Origin of the sequence: Pantoea allii, assembly GCF_046529425.1 — a bacterium.
Taxonomy (GTDB): Bacteria; Pseudomonadota; Gammaproteobacteria; order Enterobacterales; family Enterobacteriaceae; genus Pantoea; species Pantoea allii.
Genome location: NZ_CP125958.1, coordinates 3,825,662 through 3,850,918, shown reverse-complemented (window position 1 = coordinate 3,850,918; position 25,257 = coordinate 3,825,662). Strand labels below are relative to the sequence as shown.

Sequence of the window (25,257 nt, the reverse complement as noted above, 5' to 3'; positions counted from 1 at the left end):
CGAATGGCCAGGGCGCGCGAATACCCGGCATGGCGCGCGGGTTAAAAATCGGCAGGCTGCCTGAAGGTCATGGCATTACCAAACGCTGGGTGCGTAATGGTTAATGATTCGGCATGCAGCAGAAGGCGCTCTGCCATGGCTTTTGCTTCCGGATGGGCATAAAAACCGTCCCCCAGAATCGGATGGCCCAGCGCCAGCATATGCACGCGCAGCTGGTGCGACCGCCCGGTAATCGGCTTCAGTACAACGCGGGCGCTGTTATCTTCGCGATATTCAATCACCTGATAGTCGGTTTGTGCCGACTTGCCGGTCTCGAAACACACTTTTTGTTTCGGGCGATTTGGCCAGTCGCAAATCAGCGGTAAATCCACCACGCCTTTCTCGTGGGCCGGATGGCCCCAGATCCGGGCCACATAGGTCTTCGCGGGTTCGCGCTCGCGAAACTGGCGTTTAAGCTCGCGTTCGGCGGCTTTCGTCAGGGCAACCACTATCACGCCACTGGTCGCCATATCCAGCCGGTGCACGGACTCAGCCTCGGGATAATCGCGTTGAATCCGCGTCATCACGCTGTCTTTGTGCTCTTCAAGCCGGCCGGGTACCGAAAGCAGGCCGCTGGGCTTATTCACCACCATGATGTGGGCATCCTGATACAGGATGTGCAGCCAGGGCTCCTGCGGCGGATTATAGGGTTCCATAGGTTATTCCAAAAAAGAGGGCCTTGCGGCCCTGAACTTATTGATGCGTAACCACAATCAGACGCAGCGCGTCCAGTCGCCAGTTGGCCTCATCCAGACTCTCCAGCACCTGCTGGCGATTGCTTTCTAACGCCTCGACTTCATCGTCACGGATGTTGGGGTTCACGGCTCTCAGGGCTTCAAGACGGGATAACTCGGCCCCCAGCTTTTCGCCGGCCTCACGCCGTGCCGCGTCAATGACGGCGCGCGCTTCACTGACGACTTCTTTTTCGGCCAGCGTAAGAATCGCGTGAACATCCTGCTGTACGGCATTCACCAGCTTACTGCCAGTATGGCGGTTAACCGCATTCAACTGACGGTTGAAACTCTCGAACTCCACTTTACCGGCCAGATTCGTACCGTTGCGATCTAACAGCAGACGCACGGGCGTTGGCGGCAGAAAACGGGTGAGTTGCAGATGTTTCGGCGCCTGCGCTTCCACCACATAGATCATTTCGACCAACAGCGTTCCCACGGGTAAGGCCTTATTCTTCAGCAATGACAGCGCACAGCTCCCGGTGTCACCTGACAGGATCAGATCCAACCCATTACGGATTAACGGATGTTCCCAGGTGATAAACTGCGTATCTTCACGCGAAAGGGCCTGATCGCGATTGAAGGTAATCGTGCAGCCATCTTCTGGCAGGCCCGGGAAATCCGGCACCAGCATATGATCCGATGGCGTCAGCACTATCAGGTTATCGCTGCGGTCTTCCTGATTGATTCCCACGATGTCGAACAGGTTGAGGGCAAAGTTAACCAGCTCGGTATCATTGTCCTGCTCGGCGATGGTATTCGCCAGCGCCTGAGCGGCGTCGCCACCGTTAGAGTTCAGTTCCAGCAGGCGATCGCGACCCTGTTCCAACTGGGATTTCAGCGCGTCATGCTGCTTGCGGCATTCAATGATGAAATCATCAAAACCGTCGCTGTTTTCCGGCGCAGCCAGATAGTTGATCAGCTCTGCGTGAACGCTGTCATAGATTGCTCTGCCGGTCGGACAGGTGTGCTCAAACGCATCCAGCCCTTCGTGATACCAGCGCAGCAGCACGGCCTGCGCCGTTTTCTCCAGCCACGGCACCAGAATCTGGATATCGTGTGCCTGACCAATACGGTCCAGACGACCAATACGCTGTTCCAGCAGATCCGGGTTAAACGGCAGATCGAACATGACCAGACGGCTGGCGAACTGGAAGTTACGGCCTTCGGAGCCAATTTCGGAACACAGCAGCACTTGCGCACCGTTCTCGTCTGAAGCAAACCAGGCGGCGGCCCGATCGCGTTCAATAATCGACAAGCCTTCGTGGAACACCGCAGCGCGAATCCCTTCCCGTTCACGCAAGACCTGTTCCAACTGCAGCGCCGTCGCGGCCTGAGCGCAGATCACCAGCACCTTCTCTTTACGGTTACTGGTGAGATAACCCATAAGCCATTCAACGCGTGGATCGAAGTTCCACCAGGTGCCGGTATCGCCTTCGAATTCCTGATAGATCTGCTCCGGGTAGAGCAGGTCGCGCGCACGCGCCTCTGCGCTTTTGCGCGTTCCCATAATACCGGACACTTTAATGGCGGTTTGATACTGCGCAGGCAGCGGCAGACGGATCTGGTGCAGCTCACGTTTAGGGAAGCCTTTCACACCGTTACGCGTATTACGGAACAGAACGCGGCTGGTGCCGTGGCGATCCATCAGCATAGAAATGAGTTCTTTGCGCGCGTCCTGCTTGCCTTCACGGTCGCTGTTTGCCACCTGCAGCAGCGGTTCAATGTCCTGCTCGCCGACCAGCTCATTGATCATATTCATCTCGCTTTGTGAGATGGCATGATCGGCCAGCAGCGAGGTGACCGCGTCCGCAATCGGACGGAAGTGCTGCTGCTCTTCAACGAAGGCGGCAAAATCATGAAAACGATTAGGATCGAGCAGGCGCAGACGCGCAAAGTGGCTCTCCATGCCCAACTGTTCTGGCGTTGCCGTCAGTAACAGGACGCCCGGCGTTTTTTCGGCCAGTTTTTCGATAACCTGATATTCACGGCTGGGTTCGCCTTCGGACCAGGCCAGGTGATGAGCTTCATCGACCACCATTAAATCCCAGTCAGCCTCCGCCAGCTTATCCAGACGCTGCTTATTACGACGGAAAAAGTCCAGCGAGCAGATGATCAACTGCTCGGTGTCAAAGGCATTATCACTGTCATGCTGTGCTTCGGCATAGCGATCGTCATCGAACAGGGCAAAGCGCAGGTTGAAGCGGCGCAGCATTTCTACCAGCCATTGATGTTGCAGGGTTTCCGGCACCACAATAAGCACGCGCTCAGCCCGGCCCGCTAACAGCTGCTGCTGGATAATCATGCCGGCTTCAATGGTTTTACCTAAGCCCACTTCATCCGCCAGCAGAACGCGCGGCGCATGGCGACGACCCACATCGTGAGCAATGTGCAACTGATGTGGAATCAGGTTGGTGCGCATGCCGCGCAGGCCGCTGACAGGCAGACGATACTGCTCACTTTGGTATTTACGTGCACGAAAACGCAGGGCGAAGCGATCCATACGATCAAGCTGGCCTGCGAATAACCGGTCCTGAGGCTTACTGAACACCAGTTTGCTGTCGAGCATCACTTCGCGCAGCATAACGTCGGTTTCCTGGGTATCAAGGCGCGTGCCGATATAGGTTATCAGGTCATTGTCATTGCGGACTTCATCGACCTGCATCTGCCAGCCTTCGTGGCTGGTAACGGTATCACCCGGATTAAAAATCACGCGAGTGACCGGCGAGTCGTTGCGAGCGTAGAGGCGATTTTCCCCTGTGGCCGGAAAAATCAACGTGATCATGCGAGTATCAATCGCCACCACGGTGCCTAATCCCAGTTCACTTTCTGTATCACTGATCCAACGCTGACCTAATGTAAAAACCATATAATTTTTGCTCGAATTTTTAACGTTTTTGAAGGTGTTCCCCATTCTCAGGCAATAGCATGTCAACCAGGCAAAAGGGCCTGGTACGTCATGTCAGAGCAGTGAGTTTTGAGGAAGGGCATTATGGTACTGGATGGCAGGGCATTCGTCACCTGTCAAAAAAGCCCTAACTGCCCGGTAATGAGTGTAGCAAAGTCACCCTCGACGAAGGGCAGAATGCCTTCGGCTACGGGTTGCAGCTGTTTTGTGACGTAATGATCGTAGTCCAGCGGCGTGGTTCGGGCCTCCACTGGCTCAGGGCCGCTGGTGGCAATCACATAGCGAATGCGGCCGCCGGTCTGGTATTGCAGCGGCCTGCCCAGTTTACGGTTTTGTTCATCAGCCAGGCGGGCGGCGCGAACGTGCGGCGGCACGTTTCGTTCATACTCGTTCAGCGGGCGGCGCAGGCGCTTTTTGTAAATCAGCTGATCGTCCAGCTCGCCCGCCAGTAATTGCGCCACGGTGGTACGGACATACTCCTCCCACGGCTGGCGATGAAATATCCGGCTGTAAAGCGCCTGCTGAAACTGCTGCGCCAGCGGCGTCCAGTCGGTACGCACCGATTCCAGCCCTTTAAACACCATACGTTCACCTTCGGCCTCCCGAATTAAGCCGGCATAACGTTTCTTACTGCCCTGTTCGGCACCGCGAATGGTGGGCATCAGGAAGCGGCAAAAGTGATTTTCATACTCCAGCTCCAGTGCGCTGGTCAGGCCGTATTGCTGTTGCAGATGCGTGCGCCACCAGTGATTAACCTTCAGCGCCAGCGAGCGGCCAATGGCTTCTGCATCGGCTTCACTGTGGGCGGATTTGAGCCAGACAAAAGTTGAGTCGGTATCGCCATAAATCACATCATAGCCTTCGGCTTCAATGAGCTCGCGGGTTTGCTGCATGATGGCGTGACCGCGCAGGGTGATGGAGGAAGCCAGCCGTGGGTCAAAAAAGCGACAGGCGCTGGTGCCCAGCACGCCGTAAAACGCATTCATGATGATTTTCAGCGCTTGCGACAGCGGTTTATTACCCTGCTGTTTTGCGGTTTCACGTCCCTGCCAAATCTGTTCAACGATAGCCGGCAGGCAGTGCGTTGTGCGGGAGAAACGTGCCTCGCGGAAACCGGTGACGGAGTCAGCGTCAGCAGGGTGCGCCAGGCCGTCAATCAGGCCGACGGGATCGATCAGGAAAGTGCGGATAATCGACGGGTACAGGCTTTTATAATCCAGCACCAGCACCGAATCATACAGGCCGGGACGGGAATCCATTACGTAACCACCGGGGCTGGCCTCTGGTGCAACATCGCCAGGATTAGGCGCAACAAAACCGACCCGATGCATGCGGGGGATATACAGATGACTGAAGGCGGCGACGGAGCCGCCGTGGCGATCGACTGCCAGCCCGTTGACGGCTGCGCGCTCCAGCAAAAACGGCATAATCTCGGTTTTGTGGAAGATGCGCGTCACCAGCTCACAGTCTTTCAGGTTATAGCGCGCCAGCGCCGGTTTATCGTTGGCAAAACGCCAGTTGATCTCTTCCATGCGCTGCCACGGATTATCAATGGCTTTGCCTTCACCAAGCAGCTGCTGCGAGACGGCCTCCAGACTAAAGGAGGGAAAGTCCCAGAAGGCGGATTTCAGCGCATCAATGCCATCGATAATCAGGCGTCCGCTGGCCTGGGCAAAAAAAACGCCGGGTTTAAAACCGTGCTCTCGCCACTCCAGCACGGCCTGCTGTCGGCCAAGACGCAACGGAATGCCGTAGCGGTCGGCGTGTTTTTGCAGCACACGCAGGTCAAACTGCACCACGTTCCAGCCGATGATCACATCTGGGTCGTTGTCGGCAAACCAGCGATTAAGCGCGTCCAGCAACTGCGGGCGGCTTTCAAGGTAGATGAGTTCGAAATCCAGTGCGCTGGCATCACCGTTAGGCGGCCCCAGCATGTAAACCTGGCGCTGACCGCAGCCCTCCAGGCCGATGCAGTAAAGCTCCCCGTGCTGAGTGGTTTCGATATCCAGCGATACCCACTTTAGTGGCGGGCGGTAATCAGGATGAGGTTTAAGACGAGCGTTAACCACCGAATCGCCCTGAATATCTCCATCGAACCACACGGGCGCGGTAATAAACCGTTCCATCAGATAGCGCTCGGGGGGACGGATATCGGATTCATAGAGAGGAATACCGTTTTCACGCAGTTTTTTTTCAATCCACTGCAACTGACGGTGCTGGCGGCAGTAAAGGCCAAATACCGGACGGCGGCGAAAATCTTTTAACTGCAAAGGTTGGATGCGCAGCTGACGCTCGTCCTGCAACAGCGATTCCGCCTGGGCCTGATATTCAACGGGAATAAAGGCCACCGATTCCTGCGCGGGCAGCACGACGCGCTGAGCACCTGAATCGGTGGCCAGCCAGAGCGTAATTTCAGTGCCTTGCGGCGTATCGCGCCAGTGACGGCTGAGCAGAAACCCTGCGCGGGGCTTATTCACGTATTCTCCAGGCAGACAGCGAGTCGGAAGTGTAGGTTAAAAAGTATAACATGGATATTTATACAGTGTCTGCCGGTGCGTTTTGTCAATATTGACCTACAATTCTTGCCTTGACGCTGTGATGTCTGCTCTGGACAATCCAGCCTTCTGCTTTTTCTGAGGATTGATATGGAAGCCTGGGTTGAACACCTGATTACACAGTCGCTGGAGTGGGCGCTGTTTGCCGTGGCGCTGGTGACATTTCTGGAGTCATTAGCGTTCGTGGGGCTGTTACTCCCCGGAACCGTGATGATGGCAAGCCTGGGCGCGCTGGTCGGTAGTGGGCAGATAGGATTGTATCCGGCCTGGGCGGCGGGCTTCGTCGGCTGCCTGTTGGGCGACTGGGTATCTTATGGCATTGGCTGGAAGTTTCAGGGGCCGCTCCATCGCTGGAAATACCTGCAAAAGTACAAAGGGTTACTGGATAAGACCGAACATGCGCTGTATCAGCACAGCATGTTTACCATTCTGGTCGGGCGCTTTGTGGGACCAACCCGACCGTTAATCCCGCTGGTGGCGGGCATGCTGGAACTGCCGGTGCGTAAGTTTCTGCCCCCCAACCTGATCGGCTGCATTTTATGGCCACCGCTCTATTTATTGCCGGGTATTCTGGCAGGCGTCGCGATTGATGTACCGAAAGAAGCCAGGGGCGGTCATTTCATCTGGCTGTTATTGGGCGTTGCTATTCTGGTGTGGCTGGGATGCTGGCTGTGCTGGCGCTGGTGGCGCAGCGGTAAAACCCGCGACTGGGCGACGGCGTATTTGCCGCCGCAACGCCTGCGCTGGCTGGCACCGCTGAGCTTTGTCGTCGCCGTTGCAGCCTTTGTCGGCATCCAGTTTCACCCGATGATGCCGATTTTCCGCCACCTTTTGTGGCAGGTCTTTATTGGCTAACGAAGCGGGATGCCGAGCACATCGGCTTCCCGTATTTCGCCTGATAACAGTCTGTCCGTCGCGCCATCCCAGTAAACCCGTCCGTCCACCACGACAACACTGCGTGGTGCAATCTGCTGCGCATCTTCAAGGCTGTGCGACACCATCAGCAACGTAATCGCGCGGGTTTCGCAGACGGTACGCACCAGATGAAGCATCTCACCGCGCAGGGCCGGGTCAAGCGCCGAAAAAGGTTCATCCAGCAGCAGCAGCGGGCGATCGCGGAGTAAACAGCGCGCCAGCGCAACGCGCTGGCGTTGTCCACCCGAGAGCTGACCCGGCAGGCGCGTCAGCATATCGCTTAACCCCACCTGGTGGGCGATAGCCGCGACCTGCTGACGTTGCACTGAATTAAGCTTCAATCCTGGATGTAAGCCCAGCCCCAGATTTTGTTCAACGTTAAGATGTGGAAACAGGTTGTTTTCCTGAAACAGCATCGACACCGGTCGCTGAGCGGGTACGCTGTGGGTGTGATCGACACCGTCAATCGTCAGGCTGCCCTGGCTAACAGGCAGAAAGCCGGCTATCAGATTTAACAGCGTGCTTTTACCCGCGCCGCTGGGACCGAGAATAGCCAGCCGTTCGCCGCGAATGGCGTTCAGAGAAAAACGCATCGGCAAATGCTGATACAGGTAAGTCAGATTATTCAGTGTCAGCATGGCGACCCGGTAATTTTTCCATCAGAGTGAACAGAGACAGGCAGAGTAACAGCAGTATCAGCGCAGTCACGGCCCCATCTGCGCCGCGATAGGAACCTATCTGCTGATAAAGGTAGAACGGCAGCGTGCGGAAATCCGCGTTGCCAAACAGCGCGACAATGCCGAAGTCACCAATTGACAGGATGCAGGCAAATGCCAGCGCCTGCGTCAGTGGACGCTTTAGCGCTCGCCGTTCAATCAGCCACAGACGGTTCCAGCCGCTGATGCCCAGTGCGCCGCACAGGCGGGTGTAACGTTCAGCGATATCTCGCATGGGGTTTTCCAGCACTTTCAGCGCGTAGGGAATGGCGATTAACGCATTGGCAAAAATGATCACGCCATCCGGGGCGTCGGGCAAACCGACCGTCGCGTTCAGCAGCAGGAAAAAGCCGGTTGCCAGCACAATACCGGGCATCGCCAGAATCAACATACCGCTGCTGTCCATGGCTTGTGCGGCGACATTACGCTGCCGCAGGCGCAGCTCCCGGCTGCTCCACAGCAACATCGTGGTCAGCGCCACACATAACAGCCCGGCACCGAGCGCGATCCGCAACGAGGTCAGGGTGGCTTGCCACAGCGCCGGTTGCTGTAACGCGCCCTGAATCCCGCCCTCCAGACCATTCACAATCACCGCCAGCAGCGGAGGCAGCAGCAGCAGCAGCGCGAAAACAATCATCACGGCGTCACTGACGCGTGACAGCGTGGAGTCCTGAGGATCGCGCCAGCCCTGCAGCTGTGGACTGCCAGCCGGAATGGCTTTACTGAAGCGTTGGCTGAGGATCACCAGCATCAGGCAACAGCAGAGCTGAATAAGCGCCAGCAACGCAGCCCGGCCAGGATCGTAGTCATAACTTAACGCCTGGAAGATGGCCAGTTCGACAGTGGTTGCCTGGGGGCCACCGCCCAACGAGAGTACGGTGGCAAAACTGGCAAAGCAGAGCATGAAGATCAGTGCGCCCGTGGGCAGCAGCTGGCGGCGCAGCCAGGGCCACTCAAGCAGCCGGAACTGATGCCAGCCACGTATGTTCAACTGGGCAGCCAGCTGCCGCTGTTCGGCAGGAATGCTTTCCAGTGACTGAAGCATCAGGCGCGTAGCCAACGGCAGATTAAAAAATACGTGCGCCAGTAAAATGCCCTGCAGCCCGTAAGGTGAGAAGTGATAGTCCACACCAAGCCATGCGCAAAGCTGTGCCAGCCAGCCCACCCGACCATAAACGGTGAGCAGGCCAAACACCGCGACCAGGACGGGCAGTACCAGGGTCATAGCGCACAGGCGCAGCAACCACTGGCGGCCAGGAAAGCGGCGTCGATAAAGGGCTCGGGATAGCGGAATGGCCGGAAGCAGAGAGAGCAGGGCAGAGAGCAGGGCCTGACCCAATGAAAAGACCATCACATGGTGCAGATAATCATCCTGCAGTACCTTCAGCCAGTCGGTCGCCGGTGCCGCCATCCACAATGACGCAAATGCCAACAGCGCCACGCTGCAAAGCAGTAGCGTGGCGAGGGAACCCGGAATCAGCCAGCACGGAATTAACGGCTGACGGCGCGTTGCCATTGGCTAACCCATTGCGAACGGTGGCTGGCGACCTCTTCGGGCGAGAACTGTAATGCGGTTTTTGGCACGCTGAGTGAGGCAAAGCCAGCAGGCAGGTCGGTTTTGATCACGGGATACATCCAGTTGCCGGTCGGAATGGTGTTCTGGAAAGCTGGCGTCACCATAAATTGCATAAACTGCTGTGCCAGTTTTGGCTGTTTACTGTTGGCCAGTCTGGCCGCCACTTCTACCTGCAGATAATGGCCTTCGGCAAACGGCGCAGCGGCATAGTTATCTTTTTTCTCTTCGATGATGTGGTAAGCCGGCGATGTGGTATAGCTCAGCACCAGATCGCTTTCGCCTTTCAGGAACAGACCATAGGCTTCACTCCAGCCCTTGGTAACCGTGACGGTTTTTTTCGCCAGCTTTTGCCAGGCTTCAGGGGCCTTATCGCCATAGACTTTTTGCATCCAGAGTAACAAGCCAAGGCCCGGCGTGCTGGTGCGCGGATCTTCATAAATCACGCGCCACTTCTCCGGGCTTTCCACCAGTTCTTTCAGGCTTGTAGGGGGGTTCTTCAGGGTGTTTTTGTTGTAGACGAACGCAAAGTAACCGTAATCGAAGGGCACAAAAGTGGTGTCTTTCCAGCCGTCCGGCAACTGCAGTTTGCTGGTATCCACGTCGCTTTTGGCGAAAAGGCCGGTTTGTGCCGCCGCCTGCACGAGATTGTTGTCCAGGCCTAATACCACATCGGCCTTGCTGTTTTTGCCTTCCATGCGCACGCGGTTCAGCAGAGATACCCCGTCTTCCAGGGCAACAAATTTCAGTTCGCAATCGCACTGGGCTTCAAACGCTTTTTTTACGGCCGGGCCGGGGCCCCAGTCAGCGGAAAAGGAGTCGTAGGTGTAAACCGTCAGGACAGGTTTGGCGGCGAATACCGGGGTAGAAAGTAACAGCAGCACGGGCAGGACGTTTTTTAACACTTTGCGCTCCTAATGGCGGCAGGGTTGAGTCGCAAAGGATCTGAGCAAAGTAGCCTCTCAAATCCCTACGTCGGTATTAACCGATTCAGGTTCGACGGGTATTTCTCAGCGCTCTGACACTGTGGAAAGAGGCACCCCGTTGAGAACGTGACATTCTAGTCATTTAACGGTCAGGGGGGAAGGCTCACAGCGTGGGCGGGGCAAACCAGGCGGATTTAAAATCAAACCAGCCCAGCGTATTCATTCGGACGCCGCGCATGCTTCGCTGGCCCTCCAGCAGTAGCCAGTGGTGAAACAACGGATGGAGCCAGTTATTCTCAACCAGGTGTTTACCCCATTCGGCAAGGGGAAGCGTTTTTTCCCGCCAGCGCGCGGCATCCTGCTGCCAGTTAACCGGCAGGCAGTGCTGCATCAACGGCGTTTCGTATAACAACGCAAACAGTGAATACTCAAGTGGCAGAGTAAAATTGACGCTGCCCAGCCAGATATCGCTTTCACCCTCGCCCTGATGCCAGCTCTCGTAACTGACCTCTCGGGTTTCCAAAGCAACGCCATGTTCTGCCAGCAGTGGACGTAGGGCATCCGTAATGCTGACATGCTCAATATGCTGATTATACCAGGTCAGCGTCAGCGTCGTGAGACCGGCAGGTTTTTCCACCGGGGTCAGATCGCGGCGATGGTGCCAGCGGGGCAGCAGGCCGTAAGCCGGGAACCAGTAGCGCTGATAACCCATGCCCGCCTTATTGAGGAGTGCAATCGGATTAAGCAGGTAGCTTACCCAGCGCCGGATGTCCCGATCGGCGGCTTTTTCTGAACGCTGATCGAACAGTAAATAGTAGCAACCCTCTTCAAGGCGGCTCTCTTCCTGTTTCTCATCGGCATTTTCGCCCTGCAGACGAACGCCGGCATACACCAGCTCGTCGCTGATCTCGGGCAGGACCCAAACCGACACGTCATCGATCAACGCGCGATAGCCAAAATAATCATCAAACGCTTCGATCTTCAGCTGGCTTTGCTGATTGCGTATCACCCGATAGGGGCCGGTTCCCACAGGCTGGCGGGCAAAATCGCGGATTTCAGGCCATTCACGCGGCAGAATCATGGCGCTGACGCTGCCCAGTAGCCAGGGCAGCCAGCTGTCGGGCTGGTCTAAATAAATATCCAGCGTCCAGGGGGCAGGAGAATCGATCCGGTGGATATGGGAAAACAGAGGATGCTGGCGCTGACGTTCAAGACTGGCGATAACGTCGGCCATCTCCAGTTCCCGGCCATGGTGAAAACGGATGGCCGGCCGTATATAGAAGCGCCAGTGACGATCCGAGGTCTGCTGCCAGTGATGGGCGATATCGGCTTCGATTTCCCCCTTTTCCTCATTTATACGGGTCAGGCCGCTAAAGATCTGGCGGGCAATATGGGTTTCGGAACGGCGCAGTGGCGATCCGGGCAACAGATTGAGCAGAGGACGGTAGTAAAGGACGCGCAAAATATGTTTGCCCTGGCGAAAACTGCGCCCCAGGTGCGCGCTAATCATCTGCCTGACCTGGTTTTTATCCCCCACCAGTTGGACTAACTGATCGATACGATCCTGCTCCAGCAGGTCTTCGGCTCGCTGCTGCTGCAGTGCCAGCCCGGTATAGCAGAAGGTGAGCAGGGAGCGTTTTCCCCGTCCGGCTTCGGCCTGCCAGGTCAGCCAGCCAGCCTCCTGCATTCTGTTTAGCAGGTTTCGCATATGGCGACGCGAACAGTGCAGCAAATCAGCCAGCTCGCCCAGGGTTGTTTCCTGCGATTGCCCCTGGCAACTTTGCCACAGACGAATGAACTGCTGCTTCAGACGTGATGAAGACATAAAAGAGGAACTCCCTGAGAAACGTGCTCTGTTTTTCTTACCTCATTTTAGAGGCAAGCTTTCCTGTAATGGAAGAGCGGGAGGCATTCAGTCATGAATGGCGCTCTGACATGGACTGGCAGCGATGTCTGTCCCTTCTGAGTCGTGTGTTACCATTTCGCCAGCAGCGTTTATTCTGCTGGCTTTTTTCGCTTAGGGTAACGGTTCTTTGCCGGAGACGGGCGTCAGCACCTTATTCATATTGATGCCCGTCACCTGAAAACCGGCGGTGTCGTAAAGCTGACGTGCAGAGGGGTTATCTGCCGCGACGCGCAGCCTGATTTGCGTGAAACCCTGCTCAATGAGCCGCTTTTCTAGCGCCGCCATGGACGCCCGGCCGAGGCCTTGTCTGCGGAAGGCCGGGAACAGGTAAAAGTCATTGATAAAGACGGATCTAAACGCCAGGTCCGGTTTGTACCACAGGTAACCGACAGGTTGTGCGTTATCCTTACTGGTGTCAGTGATAGACAAAATAACGTGCCCGGTCGTTTTTTCGCCGTCAGGGAAGCTGGACAGGATAGTCTGACGAGCCTGTCGCAGCGCATCCTCTTGTGAAATGCGGTCATTGCTGACTATCTCTGCGGCATAGTCAGCAATGAAATAATCTGTAAACGCAGCGAATTCGTCAGCGGTTAGCGGCCTGAAAGTAATCATGTCTCGTTCTCGTCGTGAAGGTGGCAGTCATAAAACAGTGTACTGGCGATGAAACGCGAGGCAATTTTGTTGATGATTACCTACTAAAAACCTTATCCGGGCAGCCTGAGCCGCGCCACCAGGTACGAAAGGTTTCGCAGGCAGAAGGCCATAAGAAAGCGGCAACACGCGCGGTATAACCTGACATGCAGTAGGCTATGAGCATCATCCGTTTGTTATTTTACGTTGAGTATAATCAGGCAAAATGAAGGGCTGACGCCCATCAGTCATGCAACCTGTTTATCACTTTCATCCTGTAAGGGACCTGGCATGAAATCGTTGTTCTCGCTCTTCAAGCGCTTTAATCCTGTCTTTTTTGCCTTTATGGTAACCGCATTTATCCTCGGTATTGCCGGTGCTTTGCAGGCACCCACGCTAAGCCTGTTTTTATCACGGGAAGTGCAGGTGCCGCCGCTGTGGGTAGGACTGTTTTTTACCATCAATGCCATTGCAGGCATTGTGGTGAGCATGATGATCGCAAAGCGCTCCGACAGCGTCGGCGATCGACGTAATATCATCTTACTGTGCTGCATCCTTGCCCTGGCAAACGCCATACTGTTCGCGTTTACCCGCCATTATCTGACGCTGATAACCTTAGGTGTGCTGCTCTCATCGCTGGCGAATGTCGCCATGCCACAGCTCTTTGCGCTGGCGCGAGAATATGCCGACAGTGCTTCGCGCGAAGTGGTGATGTTCAGCTCCATTATGCGTGCGCAGGTGTCGCTGGCATGGGTGATTGGGCCACCTTTGTCGTTTGCGCTGGCGCTGAATTTTGGTTTCGTGACGCTGTTCAGCGTGGCGGCCGGGCTGTTTTTTATCTGTTTTCTGCTAGTCTGGTTCACGGTGCCCTCGGTGCCGCGCACCGCTTCCCTGATGCAGTCGGGCGGTATTCCTCTGAGCGGCTGGCGTATTCGTGACGTGCGCGTCCTGTTTGCTGCATCGACCCTGATGTGGACCTGCAACACCATGTACATCATCGACATGCCGCTGTGGATCAGCAATGATTTGGGCTTGCCCGAAAACCTTGCCGGTCTTTTAATGGGCACGGCCGCCGGGCTGGAAATCCCGGTCATGATCCTGGCGGGCTTCTATGCCAAACGCTGGGGCAAACGCAATATGATGGTGGCAGCGGTTGCCTCAGCCGTGGTGTTTTACAGCGGACTGATTCTGTTTCACAGCCATCTGGCATTGCTGATCCTGCAGGTGTTTAACGCCCTGTTTATCGGCGTAGTCGCGGGCATTGGGATGTTGTGGTTTCAGGATCTGATGCCCGGACGGGCTGGGGCGGCCACAACCCTGTTTACCAACAGCATTTCGACCGGCATTATCCTGGCGGGGTTATTTCAGGGCATGCTGGTTGAACATTTTGGTCACGGCAGCGTGTACTGGGTAATTGCCGCGATTGCTGTGCTGACGCTGGTGATGATACGCAAAGTTAAAGACGTTTAATACGCGCGTTCCCCCGGAATAACAGTGCCGGGGGAACGGTACTTTAAAGAACAATCCGCTTAATATCGCCTATGATAAAGGTATAGGCGACTAAGCCAATAACCGCCGTGATGCCGATATACACTAACGCATAAAAAAAGCTGCTCGTCATTGAAATAATAATGCCAATAATCAGGGGTGCCAAAATCGAGGCCATATTGGCGCAAAAATTAAATATACCGCCAGTGAGACCTGCCATTGAAGCAGGAGCAATATCCGCGATAATTGTCCAGCCCAATCCGACCATGCCTTGACCAAAAAAGGCAATGGACATAATAATGATCACGGCGCTATCTGAACTCATCCAGTTAGCAGCAATGATCATGCCGGAAATAATTAAGCCGCTAATGACTGGGAGTTTTCGGCTCAGATTAATAGAGCCCGTTTTACTTAATAATTTATCAGACAGCCAACCGCCAAAGAAAACGCCTACTGCGGCAGCCATAAACGGCCACACTGAGAAAAAACCCACCTGAAGCCATTCAAGTTGCCGTTCTTTCGCTAAATAGGTGGGGAACCATGTCAGGAAAAAGACCAGTGTCGTATTTCCAGCGAATTGTCCGAGGCTGGCACCGATGATTTGCCGACAGCATATTAAACGTTTAGCATCGGGCCAGTTAAAAGGCGTGTTTTTGATTTTTTCGATAGGTTCATTGTTGAGAATATATTCAATTTCTTCCTTGTTGGCTTTTTTTGATACTTCAGGTTCATGATAAAAACGCCACCAAATAAACGTGAAAATAATACCGGCCCCGCCGGTGATCAAAAAAAGGCTGCGCCAGCTATGATGCTCCAGAATGATATAGAGTAAGGGCGAAAATGCCGCCAGGCCAATATATTCCCCGACAGAATAGGTTGCGGTGGCGCGAGCACGTTCATGACGAGGAAACCATTTTGCTACTACGCGGCTATTGACCGGAAAACACGGAGCTTCGCTTAGCCCCAGTCCCAGCCTCAGTAAGATCAATGATTTGAGTCCAAAAGTAAAGGTTTGCAGTAGGGTGAAAATCGACCAAAACATAATAGAAAGCGCATAGGTCAGTTTGTTACCAAAGCGATCTAAAAACATCCCACCGGGGATTTGTGCCAACGTATACGTCCAGGCGAAAGCAGAAAAGGCAACGCCCATCATAGCAGGATCGATGTCAAGTTCACTGGTGATTTTTGGCGCAACGATGCCCAGGATTGTGCGATCAAGATAGTTAATCATTGTACCAATGGATATTAATAGCAGAATAACCATTCTGACTTTCGTGGGTTTCTTTTTCTGCATGTACCTGCCAGTCTGTTCCTCTTGGTATGACTTTTTCATGGTGTATTCCTGAAGTTTAAACTATTTTTTGATGTTTTTTTTACATTAAAAAATAGTCTGACATTGCTAATCTTTTTTGCTTGTTTATAGCATTTTTTTAGTGCCATTAATTTTGACCTGAGTACATAATTAGTTCTTTTGACGATGATAAAGTAGGGATAGATGATTTACTTTTTATTTAAAGGCAAATGCCATGAACCTGAAGCAACTTTATTATTTTAAACGCCTGTCAGAAACTGAGCATTACACAGAAGCAGCATCCAGCCTTTTTATCACCCAGCCATCGTTGAGTCATGCTATCGCAGAGTTAGAAAAGGAGTTAGGCGTATCACTCTTTTCCCGTCAGGGCAGAAATGTGAGGATTAGCGAAAGTGGTAAATGCTTTTTACCCTATGTTGAGACGGCACTTTCAGCATTGGAAAATGGCAAGGAGGTGCTAAAAAATAATCAATTTCTGTGCCGGGAAAATATCCGGATTGCGTTTATCTATACTATGGGGGAATATGTTGTTCCGCAAATTATCAACAAGTATTCCCAACACTTGTGTCATAACGATGTGACATTCTCTTTTAAACAGGGAACGTCAGTTGTGTTGTTGCAGTCACTAAAAGCGGATAGGGTTGATATGGTCATTTGTTCTCGCATTGGCGACGATCCTGATATTGAATTTATCCCGGTGATTGAACAAGAATTAGTGGTGGTGGCGGCGAAAGATCATCCGTTAGCGCGTTTATACGACAGTGAAGTTGATTTAGCGGAGACCATTCGTTATCCCTATGTCTATTTTTCAGAAAGTAGTGGGCTACGTCCATTTATTGACGGAATCTTTCAACAGCAAAAGCTGTCACCGGACATTGCCTGCTATGTGGAAGAGGATTTGGCAATGGCCGGATTGGTCAGTATCGGTTATGGTATCGCCATCATGCCAAGGATTGCGGCACTCGCGTACTACAATATTCATATCCTGACGATCAAAAATTCGCTCCCACCCCGTTATATTTGTCTGGCGACGATTAAAACCAAAAAGCTTTCACCCGCTGTGCTTAGGCTAAAAAACTTTATTATCGCGAACAGCCAGGTCGCCCAGAAACATGCCCAAAGCACGGCTTTGGGCATGTCAGCATCTAGGAAAGCGTCTCCATCATCTCCCGCAACTGTGTAACAGCGATTTGCCCTGGTGCTGAGGACTGGCCCAGGGTGCCAAAAGTCATTGCTGAACCGAACAGGCGTCCGGTTACCCGACTGACACCGCCCATTTTTCCCATCGACATAGTGATAAGCGGCCGCGTTGCGTAGCACTCTTTCATTAACAGGGTGGCAGACAGCAGCGTCAGCACATCCTGTGGTGTCTGAGGCATTACGGCGATCTTCGGCAGGTCTGCACCTAAATCCTGCATGCGGCGCAGCCGGTAAATGATCTCTTCCTTCGCCGGTGTTTGGTGGAAATCATGATTACTCATAATGACCTTAACACCGACGTTATGGGCCTCGCTTACCAGCGAACGGATGCGTGACTCATCATTAAACAACTCAATATCAATTACATCAGCCAGTCCGCTTAAGGCGGCCGCACGGTTGAGCGCGAAGTATTCGTCATCACTGATTTCCGCCTCGCCGCCTTCTTTTTTACTGCGGAAGGTGAAGATCAGCGGTGTTTCTCCCAGTTGCTGACGAATGTCGGCCAGCGCCAGTAAGACTTCACTCACGTCTTTCCCATCGATGAAGTGGTCGACGCGCCATTCAATAATGTCTGCCTTTGCTGTGGCCAGTAACTGCGCTCCGGCCTGAAGGTCAGCGCGAGTACGGCCTGTCAAGGGCACACATAGCAGCGTTTGTCCCTGTTGGAATATGATGTTTTTAACCCTAACCGTTTGAGTCATAGTCATTCCTGTTTTAACTGTTCAACGGGTTGCTGAGGCAGTTTGGCTGCGTTTTTCCGCACAATGAAATTGAAGCTGGCGGGAACCGATATAAAGCGCAAGGATAAAACCTGCCACCGCAATAATCAGATCAAACCACATGATGCTGGCGATACTGATTCGTGAAAGATGTGCTGTAAATAAAGGGATGGTAAAACTGGCCAGACTGCCGGCGGTGTAAAAGACCCCTGTCGCAAAGCCTTTCGCATGGGGAAAACTCATCGCCATGATCGTTGCCCCCAGTTGCATAACGCCGCCTGCGGCCGCAAACCCAAAGACGAACGCAAAACCAGTAACCATTTGTGGCGTCGGATAGAGGCAGACGATCAGCACTGAGAGGGCCGACAAGAAAGTGTAAATGATCATCGCAATGGCTGAGCTCAACACTTTTTTCACCATGACCGCCGTGACGAATACGCAGGTCAGCGATCCTGCCGTGTAGATACTGAGTAATTTCACCGATGCGGTATAGGACATACCAGCGACAAACTGCCCATACTGTGCCAACCATTGGCTCACCAGATAAAAGGTCGCCATACTGATATAGCCGTATAAGGTGAACACAACCATATCCAGCTGATAAAGACGACTACGCGGTGGGGTTGCCACCGTGGCTGATCCTTCCGCGACGTTCTGTACCCGATGATCGGGAAACGGCATCTTGATCAGGTAGATTCCGCTCATCATCATTAAGGCTGCTGCCAGCACGAATGACCAACCAAACCACAAATCCGCCCAGATAAGCAGGCTAATGATAAACGGCAATAAAAATTGCCCGGCGGAGACAAACGCTTTAATCAGCACGTTAGCGCGGCTGGCCGAGTCCGGGAAAGCCTCCATCAGCGTCGGATAGGTGGCTGAATCAAGGAAACTGTTTGCCATACCTGCCAGCACGCCAAAGATATAAGCCGTATAAATATCTCGGGTAAACAGAATACCGATGAAAAACGCCACGTAACTCATGATGCCCAAATAGACAAAAGGCTTGCGGCCAAAACGATCCGACAGAAAACCGGTAATGATGGTAATCAGTTTGCCAATGCCCAGTGAGGAAATCACAATCGATACGCCCGCCGCATCGGTGTTCCATTGCACCTGCAGGTTAGCCATATTGAGAGTGATGACCAGCACGCCCATGCCATGAATGAGATAATTGAGATACAGCCCAGCGGCGGTGGGAATATATTTGTTTTTCATCTCTGTCATCCTCAAAAAAGGATTTTTTTGAGGTGATCAACAGGCATCGGTTTTCCTGTCCAGATTTCAAACGCGCTTGCGCCTTGCCACAGCATCATGCCGAGACCATTAATAATACGGCAGCCTTTTTTCTCTGCGATCTCAAGCAGATGTGTTTTACGTGGGATATATACAACATCCGAGACAATGAGCTCAGGACGCAGGAAGCTGTCGTCGGGGAGCAACATCTGACCTTCAAACGGTTTCATGCCCACGCCGGTCGCATTGGTGAGAATAACGCTGTCGTTAATTTCAGCGCGTAAACGGTCATGGTCGTCGAGATCAAAAAGCTGAATCTCACAGTCAGTATGGGCACGAATTTTCGCCACGGTTTCCTGCGCATTGGCAAAGAACTTATCGCGTTGGTTAAATACCGAGATCGCCTTTACCCCATCCAGCGCGGCCTGAACGCAAATGGCCGTTGCCGCACCGCCAGCGCCCAGAACAGTCATTTTTTTGCCCAGGATATCTATGCGCTCTTCAGCGAGGGCGCGCATGTAACCTGTACCATCAGTGATGTGCCCGGTTAGCACGCCATTATCATTCACGACGGTGTTCACCGCGCCAACAAGCTGCGCAGCGGGAGACAGCTTATCCAGATAACGACAAACCTCCGTTTTATTGGGCATGGAAACATTGCATCCGCGCAGCTTCAGTGCACGAAAACCTTGCACCACCTCCTTCAGTTCCTCAGTGCCGACCTCAAAAGCCAGGTAAGCATAGTCCAGCCCAAGATGCGCGAAGGCTTCGTTGTGCATGGTTGGCGACATACTGTGGCGAATAGGGGTGGCTATTAGCCCAATCAGCTCGGTATGCCCGGTAATACGTTCTGCCATGATAGTGTCCTCAGTAAGTTAAAAGTGGAATGCTTGTCGCTTCGCGGTTACCCAGTGCGCCAATCTCTTCGAGGGCATCCAGTACGTTGCGTCCTTCGCGTACACCATCAATAATTCGCCGCGCTTTCAGGCTGTCGCCGATGTTCATTATTTTGATCTGGTTGGCGGTGGCCCAGTGCTCTATGGCCTCGAAACCGGTGCGGTTAGGACGCATCCCCAGACAGATAAAGCCGTAGTCAAAGGTGATGTCGAAGGTGCGGTGAGGGTTTTTAACGCGGAAGCGATCGGGTTGGACTTCAACGAGTTGCGTGTCCATATGTTGTTCTACCTGATGTTGTTCAAGCAGAGCTAACATGGCTCTCTTTGTGATGATGTCGAGGTCGCGTCCTGGTGAATGCTGCATTTCAATCAGTACAGCTTCAGCGCCTCGGCTGGCAAAATACTCAACAACATCGAGTCCAACGGCACCGCCGCCGACCACGGCGATACGCTTGCCTTGCAGATCGCTAAAGCTATTCAGGTGTTGAATCATGCCAGTAATCGTGAACACCCCGCTGCCGGGGCGGTCGATCGTCTCATGTAACCCTGCAATTGGCGGCAGCAGGGGGACAGAGCCCGTGGCATTCACAATTAAGTCGGGACGCAGCACTTCGAGGGAGTCGGGCTGAATGTGTTGCCCCAGCTGCAATTGCAAATTCTCCAGCCGGGCCATACGGTTGTTCAGGAATTGCGGAAAATCGGCAATACGTTTTTTTTCGGGCAACCGTGCAATCTCGACAGCCAGGCCCCCGATATGGTCTTTGGCTTCAAGCAGCCATGTCTTGCATCCCACCTCGGCGGCCGTGCAGGCGGCTTCGATACCTGCGGTCCCAGCCCCGATGACGACGACACGCGTTGGACGATTTACCCGCCGCTTTTTATAAGCATCGCCATGGATAATATCGGGGTTAATTGAGCAGCGAAGGGGAAGCGAGCGGGCAATGCGATGGTCGGCGCACCCGATGTTGCAGGAGATGCACTTACGCATCATCTCTTCATGCCCACTCTGTACCTTTTGCACCCAGTCTGGTTCGGCAATCAGCCCGCGACCAATGGCAATGAGGTCGGCGTCACCCTGGGCAAGAATGTCTTCAGCAAGCTGAGGCGTGCGAATATTGCCAGCGACAACGGTGGGTTTATTAAATTTGTCGCGCACGGCACGTGACAGATAGCGTTTCCAGCCATCCTCTTGAGACATTTGGTCTATTTGTAAAAACAGGTTGTCATTCTGCGCCGCCGACACATTGATGATGTCGACTTTTTCCTGACAGTATTCAAGGATGCGCAGCGAATCCGCGAGCGTGTTACCGCCCTGTAAAAAATCATCCGCGCTGATACGCAGACTGATGGGAAACGTCGGTCCAACGCAGGCCCGAACTTTGTCGACAATCAGGGTTAAAAAGCGTGACCGGTTCTCGATACTTCCGCCAAATTCGTCATTGCGCTGATTGAACAGTGGCGATAAAAACTGACTAATTAAATAAGAGTGCCCGGCATGAATCTCTACGCAGTCAAAATTGGCGCGTCTGACGCGTTCTGCAGCGTCACCAAATTTGTCAACCGCCCGATATATTTCCTCATGCGTCATCGGACGTGGAATAGTCCCCTTCTTTTTTGACGGTACCGCGGAGGCTGAAATGGGCATCTCCCCATTGAGGCGATAGGTATAAGCTGATGCACCTGCATGATTTAACTGGATGGCGACACAGGCTCCGTGTTTATGCAACGTCTCGGTGAGTTTGTATAAACCGGGAATATACTGGTCATTATCGATGCGTAGTTGTGTGGTGCCGTTCGACGCGAATGGGAAATCCACGCAAATATTCTCAATCGTAATGAGCCCGGTGCCACCCTTTGCTCTAAGTGAATAGTAATCAAGCTGTTCCTGAGAGACTTCGCCATTCAGACTGGCCAGATTGGTGCCCATTGGCGGCATGATGATACGGTTTTTTAATGTCATCCCGTTGATTGTTAACGGGGTAAACAGGTGAGGGTAAGCGTGCATACATTGTCTCCACAAAAGATCTGACAGGCAGGCTGAGACGATCCCGATGTGCTTTGCGTTGAATTTTCTCTGCGGCGATGATAGCGAGGGGGAATTTACGGAAATAATGGTTTTTTTTTCAGAAGCTATAGGCAGGTTCTATGGGATTAACTATCAAATAACAAAAGAAGGGCATTGATGTTAATTAAAATAGCAAACGATTTACTTCTTGTGATAACAGAGAGGAAAAAGTGAGGAGAAGATGATGCGAGTCAAAATATAAACGTCATCGGTGAATAAATAACGCGCTTTCTGCAAGAAAATAAATTGCGATTAATTGTTTTAGCGCAGTTTTCGTTAAAAAAAAGCCCGGACTGCAGAGCAGAGCGGGCTGATTAAGAGGTGTACCAGTTAACGCATAAAGGCCGGCTGGTTGTTTTCGTAAGCCGAGATCGCGCTTTCGTGCTGCAGCGTCAGGCCGATACTGTCCAGCCCGTTCAGCATGCAATGGCGACGGAAGTCATCAATCTTAAAGCTGTAAGACTGGTCGCCAGCTTTCACGACCTGGGATTCCAGGTCCACTTCAAACCTGATCCCCGGATTGGCTTTCACCAGCGTGAATAACGCTTCCACCTGCTCGTCGCTCAATGTCACCGGCAGCAGCTGGTTGTTGAAGCTGTTACCATAAAAAATATCGGCAAAGCTGGGGGCAATCACGACTTTGAAACCGTAATCGGTCAGCGCCCAGGGGGCATGTTCACGAGATGAACCGCAACCAAAGTTCTCGCGCGTAAGCAGAATCGAGGCACCTTTATACTCAGGAAAGTTGAGTACGAAGTCCGGATTGGGCTCTAAACCGTGATCGTCCAGAAATCGCCAGTCATTGAACAGATGGGCACCGAAGCCCACGCGGGTCACTTTCTGCAGAAACTGCTTCGGAATGATGGCATCGGTGTCGACGTTAGCGGCATCCAAAGGAACCACCAGACCAGTATGTTGAGTGAATTTTTCTGCCATGATGGTTTCCTTATGTCAGGCTGCGAATGTCGGCAAAATGGCCATTAATGGCGGCAGCGGCGGCCATTGCCGGGCTGACTAAATGCGTGCGTCCGCCACGGCCCTGGCGACCTTCGAAGTTACGGTTACTGGTGGATGCACAGCGCTCGCCGGGGTTCAGGCGGTCATTGTTCATTGCCAGACACATGGAGCAGCCAGGCAGGCGCCACTCAAAACCGGCCTCAATAAAAATTTTATCCAGTCCTTCTGCTTCAGCCTGAGCCTTAACCGGGCCAGAGCCGGGTACCACAAGTGCCTGCACACCTGGCGCGACTTTACGCCCTTTGGCAATCGCGGCGGCGGCGCGCAGATCTTCAATGCGCGAGTTAGTGCAGGAGCCAATAAAGACTTTATCAATGCTGACGTCGGTCAGTTTGATGCCGGGTTGCAGGTTCATGTAAGCCAGTGCTTTTTCAGCGGAGGCTCGCTCTACCGGATCGGCAAATGACGCGGGATCAGGGATGTTGGCATCAACCGCGATCACCTGGCCGGGGTTGGTTCCCCATGTCACCTGCGGTGCAATCTCTTCCGCATGCAGCGTAACGACGCGATCAAATTTAGCCTCGGGATCGCTCTTCAGCGTGCGCCAGTATGCAACGGCCTGCTCCCACTTTTCGCCTTCAGGGGAGAACTGGCGGCCTTTCAGATAACTGAATGTCGTGTCATCCGGCGCAACCAGACCGGCTTTCGCACCCATTTCAATGGCCATATTACACAGTGTCATGCGGCCTTCCATGCTCAGCGCTTCAATCGCGGAACCACAGAATTCAACCACGTGACCGGTACCGCCGGCGCTGCCAGTTTTACCAATAATCGCCAGCACAATATCTTTTGCCGTAATGCCCGGCGCGATGGTGCCTGTCACCTCAATCTTCATGGTTTTGGCACGGCCCTGCTTCAGGGTTTGCGTGGCAAAAACATGTTCCACCTCGGACGTACCGATACCGAATGCCAGTGAACCAAAGGCACCGTGGGTCGCTGTGTGCGAGTCGCCGCAGACAATCGTCATGCCGGGTAATGTCATGCCTTGCTCTGGGCCAATAACATGCACGATGCCCTGGAACGGGTGATCCAGGTCATACAGCTGCACGCCAAATTCGGCACAGTTCTTCATCAGTTCCTGCATCTGGATGCGCGCCATCTCACCCGAAGCATTGATGTCCTTGGTCTGGGTGGACACGTTGTGATCCATGGTGGCAAACGTCTTCGACGGCTGACGAACTTTACGCCCGTGTGCTCGCAAGCCATCAAAGGCCTGTGGTGAGGTCACCTCATGAATCAGGTGGCGGTCAATATAGAGCAAGGGTGTTTCATTCGGCGCTTCGTGAACGACATGTGCATCAAATAACTTCTGGTATAAGGTTTTCATTTTATTATTTTTCCTCGGCGATAAAGCGGGCAATGATGCTGCCCATCTCATCTGTGCTGATCGCATGGCCGTCACCCGCTAAATCTTTAGTGCGATAGCCTTCCGCTAAGGCCCGGCTAATGGCGCGCTCGATGCAGGCAGCGGCGTCATCGGCATTCAGGCTGTAGCGCAGCAGTAGCGACAGAGACAGGATCTGGGCAATGGGATTCGCAATGTTCTGACCTGCGATATCGGGCGCTGAGCCGCCAGCCGGTTCATACAGGCCAAAACCGTCTTCGCTCAGGCTGGCTGAAGGCAACATGCCCATCGAGCCGGTGATCATCGCGCACTCGTCTGACAAAATGTCGCCAAACAGGTTAGAACACAGCAGCACGTCGAACTGAGAGGGATCTTTAATTAACTGCATGGTGGCGTTATCAATGTACATGTGGCTCAGCTGTACATCTGGGTAATCTTTTGCGATTTCGTTCACGATTTCGCGCCACATCACGGACGTTTGCAGTACGTTAGCTTTATCGACCGAGGTGACTTTGTTGCGACGCTTACGAGCCGATTCAAAAGCCTGGCGCGCAATGCGTTCGATTTCAAAGCGATGATAAACTTCAGTATCAAAAGCCCGCTCGTGTGGGCCGCTGCCTTCGCGTCCTTTCGGCTGACCAAAATAAATTCCACCGGTCAGCTCACGTACGCAGAGAATATCGAAACCGCGGGCAGCGATATCGCTGCGCAGTGGGCAAAAGGCTTCCAGACCACTGTACAGCGCCGCAGGACGCAGGTTGCTGAACAGCTTAAAGTGTTTGCGTAACGGCAGCAGCGCGCCGCGCTCAGGCTGAGAGGCTGGCGGTAAGTGCTCCCACTTAGGGCCGCCTACCGATCCAAACAGAATCGCGTTAGCCTGCTCACAACCTGCAACGGTAGCCGGTGGCAAAGGTTCGCCATGACGATCGATGGCGATACCGCCGACATCGTATTCACTGGTGGTAATTCGCAAATTAAAACGCTGACGAACTGCATCCAATACTTTGATAGCCTGGGCCATCACTTCCGGGCCAATTCCGTCGCCCGCCAGTACTGCGATATGTAAAGAGTTTGACATGA

General features: G+C 53.5%; 19 protein-coding genes and 1 riboswitch. Of the genes, 3 read left to right on the top strand and 16 right to left on the bottom strand.

Annotation, left to right across the window (positions count from 1 at the left end; translation table 11 throughout):
* Positions 1 to 41 precede the first annotated feature (41 nt).
* From rluA to polB, 3 genes are all read right to left on the bottom strand, one after another.
* Positions 42 to 695, bottom strand: coding sequence for a bifunctional tRNA pseudouridine(32) synthase/23S rRNA pseudouridine(746) synthase RluA (gene rluA, locus QNH99_RS18195; RefSeq protein ID WP_063878377.1), 654 nt, complete (start codon positions 693 to 695; stop codon positions 42 to 44).
* Between the two features lie 37 nt (positions 696 to 732).
* Positions 733 to 3,639: an RNA polymerase-associated protein RapA gene (gene rapA, locus QNH99_RS18190; RefSeq protein ID WP_410517011.1), complete on the bottom strand. Its 2,907-nt coding sequence runs from the start codon at positions 3,637 to 3,639 to the stop codon at positions 733 to 735.
* A 155-nt stretch (positions 3,640 to 3,794) separates the two neighbouring features.
* On the bottom strand, positions 3,795 to 6,155 hold the full coding sequence (polB, locus tag QNH99_RS18185; RefSeq protein ID WP_410517010.1) for a DNA polymerase II: 2,361 nt from the start codon (positions 6,153 to 6,155) through the stop codon (positions 3,795 to 3,797).
* Between the two features lie 168 nt (positions 6,156 to 6,323).
* On the opposite strand from polB, the gene QNH99_RS18180 reads away from it, so the two are divergent.
* A complete protein-coding gene (locus QNH99_RS18180; protein WP_063878379.1) occupies positions 6,324 to 7,088 on the top strand; it encodes a DedA family protein in 765 nt (254 codons plus the stop codon).
* Here QNH99_RS18180 and thiQ read toward each other — a convergent pair.
* The 5 genes from thiQ to QNH99_RS18155 form a co-directional block, all read right to left on the bottom strand.
* On the bottom strand, positions 7,085 to 7,786 hold the full coding sequence (gene thiQ, locus QNH99_RS18175) for a thiamine ABC transporter ATP-binding protein ThiQ (protein WP_410517009.1): 702 nt from the start codon (positions 7,784 to 7,786) through the stop codon (positions 7,085 to 7,087). The two genes, QNH99_RS18180 and thiQ, sit on opposite strands and share 4 nt — an antisense overlap.
* The gene (thiP, locus tag QNH99_RS18170) at positions 7,770 to 9,380 is read right to left on the bottom strand and encodes a thiamine/thiamine pyrophosphate ABC transporter permease ThiP (protein WP_410517008.1); all 1,611 of its coding nucleotides are present in this window, start codon (positions 9,378 to 9,380) and stop codon (positions 7,770 to 7,772) included. The genes thiQ and thiP overlap by 17 nt, the downstream gene beginning before the upstream one ends.
* The gene (gene thiB / locus QNH99_RS18165) at positions 9,356 to 10,342 is read right to left on the bottom strand and encodes a thiamine ABC transporter substrate binding subunit (RefSeq protein ID WP_063878382.1); all 987 of its coding nucleotides are present in this window, start codon (positions 10,340 to 10,342) and stop codon (positions 9,356 to 9,358) included. Before thiB ends, thiP begins: the two co-directional genes overlap by 25 nt.
* A 44-nt stretch (positions 10,343 to 10,386) precedes the next feature.
* Positions 10,387 to 10,491, bottom strand: a riboswitch (TPP riboswitch).
* A 35-nt stretch (positions 10,492 to 10,526) separates the two neighbouring features.
* Entirely contained in the window at positions 10,527 to 12,188 is a 1,662-nt protein-coding gene (gene sgrR, locus QNH99_RS18160) for an HTH-type transcriptional regulator SgrR (RefSeq protein WP_410517007.1), read from the bottom strand.
* A gap of 192 nt (positions 12,189 to 12,380) precedes the next feature.
* A complete protein-coding gene (locus QNH99_RS18155; protein ID WP_109716551.1) occupies positions 12,381 to 12,881 on the bottom strand; it encodes a GNAT family N-acetyltransferase in 501 nt (166 codons plus the stop codon).
* A 309-nt stretch (positions 12,882 to 13,190) separates the two neighbouring features.
* Here QNH99_RS18155 and QNH99_RS18150 point away from each other — a divergent pair, with 309 nt between their 5' ends.
* Positions 13,191 to 14,369 (top strand): MFS transporter, encoded by a 1,179-nt coding sequence (locus QNH99_RS18150; RefSeq protein ID WP_109716550.1) that lies wholly within the window; start codon positions 13,191 to 13,193, stop codon positions 14,367 to 14,369.
* 43 nt (positions 14,370 to 14,412) lie between these two features.
* Here QNH99_RS18150 and QNH99_RS18145 read toward each other — a convergent pair whose 3' ends face one another.
* Complete coding sequence (locus QNH99_RS18145) at positions 14,413 to 15,720, bottom strand: MFS transporter (RefSeq protein WP_410517006.1); 1,308 nt, start codon at positions 15,718 to 15,720, stop codon at positions 14,413 to 14,415.
* Positions 15,721 to 15,913: 193 nt separating this feature from the next.
* Here QNH99_RS18145 and QNH99_RS18140 point away from each other — a divergent pair, with 193 nt between their 5' ends.
* On the top strand, positions 15,914 to 16,882 hold the full coding sequence (locus tag QNH99_RS18140) for a LysR family transcriptional regulator (protein WP_063878386.1): 969 nt from the start codon (positions 15,914 to 15,916) through the stop codon (positions 16,880 to 16,882).
* On the opposite strand, the gene aroD is transcribed toward QNH99_RS18140, so the two are convergent.
* The 7 genes from aroD to leuB all read right to left on the bottom strand — a co-directional run bounded on the left by aroD (position 16,845) and on the right by leuB (position 25,255).
* Positions 16,845 to 17,600, bottom strand: a complete 756-nt coding sequence (gene aroD / locus QNH99_RS18135; RefSeq protein ID WP_063878387.1) for a type I 3-dehydroquinate dehydratase — start codon at positions 17,598 to 17,600, stop codon at positions 16,845 to 16,847. The genes QNH99_RS18140 and aroD overlap by 38 nt on opposite strands.
* Before the next feature lie 21 nt (positions 17,601 to 17,621).
* On the bottom strand, positions 17,622 to 18,836 hold the full coding sequence (locus QNH99_RS18130) for an MFS transporter (RefSeq protein WP_283356046.1): 1,215 nt from the start codon (positions 18,834 to 18,836) through the stop codon (positions 17,622 to 17,624).
* Positions 18,837 to 18,847: 11 nt separating this feature from the next.
* On the bottom strand, positions 18,848 to 19,711 hold the full coding sequence (locus tag QNH99_RS18125) for a shikimate dehydrogenase (RefSeq protein WP_096010978.1): 864 nt from the start codon (positions 19,709 to 19,711) through the stop codon (positions 18,848 to 18,850).
* Positions 19,712 to 19,721: 10 nt separating this feature from the next.
* Complete coding sequence (locus tag QNH99_RS18120) at positions 19,722 to 21,755, bottom strand: NAD(P)/FAD-dependent oxidoreductase (protein ID WP_109716545.1); 2,034 nt, start codon at positions 21,753 to 21,755, stop codon at positions 19,722 to 19,724.
* A gap of 390 nt (positions 21,756 to 22,145) precedes the next feature.
* Complete coding sequence (leuD, locus tag QNH99_RS18115; RefSeq protein ID WP_063878391.1) at positions 22,146 to 22,751, bottom strand: 3-isopropylmalate dehydratase small subunit; 606 nt, start codon at positions 22,749 to 22,751, stop codon at positions 22,146 to 22,148.
* Between the two features lie 10 nt (positions 22,752 to 22,761).
* Positions 22,762 to 24,159: a 3-isopropylmalate dehydratase large subunit gene (gene leuC / locus QNH99_RS18110; RefSeq protein WP_283356045.1), complete on the bottom strand. Its 1,398-nt coding sequence runs from the start codon at positions 24,157 to 24,159 to the stop codon at positions 22,762 to 22,764.
* Between the two features lie 4 nt (positions 24,160 to 24,163).
* Entirely contained in the window at positions 24,164 to 25,255 is a 1,092-nt protein-coding gene (leuB, locus tag QNH99_RS18105; RefSeq protein WP_410517005.1) for a 3-isopropylmalate dehydrogenase, read from the bottom strand.
* Positions 25,256 to 25,257 lie beyond the last annotated feature (2 nt).

Bases quoted from the DNA above. Each gene is read 5' to 3' on its own strand.
- thiQ (WP_410517009.1), bottom strand. From the start codon at position 7,786: ATGCTGACACTGAATAATCTGACTTACCTGTATCAGCATTTGCCGATG.
- QNH99_RS18120 (WP_109716545.1), bottom strand. From the start codon at position 21,755: ATGCACGCTTACCCTCACCTGTTTACCCCGTTAACAATCAACGGGATG.
- leuC (WP_283356045.1), bottom strand. From the start codon at position 24,159: ATGAAAACCTTATACCAGAAGTTATTTGATGCACATGTCGTTCACGAA.
- QNH99_RS18180 (WP_063878379.1), top strand. From the start codon at position 6,324: ATGGAAGCCTGGGTTGAACACCTGATTACACAGTCGCTGGAGTGGGCG.
- QNH99_RS18150 (WP_109716550.1), top strand. From the start codon at position 13,191: ATGAAATCGTTGTTCTCGCTCTTCAAGCGCTTTAATCCTGTCTTTTTT.
- QNH99_RS18130 (WP_283356046.1), bottom strand. From the start codon at position 18,836: ATGAAAAACAAATATATTCCCACCGCCGCTGGGCTGTATCTCAATTAT.
- QNH99_RS18145 (WP_410517006.1), bottom strand. From the start codon at position 15,720: ATGAAAAAGTCATACCAAGAGGAACAGACTGGCAGGTACATGCAGAAA.
- thiP (WP_410517008.1), bottom strand. From the start codon at position 9,380: ATGGCAACGCGCCGTCAGCCGTTAATTCCGTGCTGGCTGATTCCGGGT.
- QNH99_RS18155 (WP_109716551.1), bottom strand. From the start codon at position 12,881: ATGATTACTTTCAGGCCGCTAACCGCTGACGAATTCGCTGCGTTTACA.
- QNH99_RS18140 (WP_063878386.1), top strand. From the start codon at position 15,914: ATGAACCTGAAGCAACTTTATTATTTTAAACGCCTGTCAGAAACTGAG.
- QNH99_RS18125 (WP_096010978.1), bottom strand. From the start codon at position 19,711: ATGGCAGAACGTATTACCGGGCATACCGAGCTGATTGGGCTAATAGCC.
- rapA (WP_410517011.1), bottom strand. From the start codon at position 3,639: ATGGTTTTTACATTAGGTCAGCGTTGGATCAGTGATACAGAAAGTGAA.
- sgrR (WP_410517007.1), bottom strand. From the start codon at position 12,188: ATGTCTTCATCACGTCTGAAGCAGCAGTTCATTCGTCTGTGGCAAAGT.
- aroD (WP_063878387.1), bottom strand. From the start codon at position 17,600: ATGACTCAAACGGTTAGGGTTAAAAACATCATATTCCAACAGGGACAA.
- rluA (WP_063878377.1), bottom strand. From the start codon at position 695: ATGGAACCCTATAATCCGCCGCAGGAGCCCTGGCTGCACATCCTGTAT.
- leuB (WP_410517005.1), bottom strand. From the start codon at position 25,255: ATGTCAAACTCTTTACATATCGCAGTACTGGCGGGCGACGGAATTGGC.
- leuD (WP_063878391.1), bottom strand. From the start codon at position 22,751: ATGGCAGAAAAATTCACTCAACATACTGGTCTGGTGGTTCCTTTGGAT.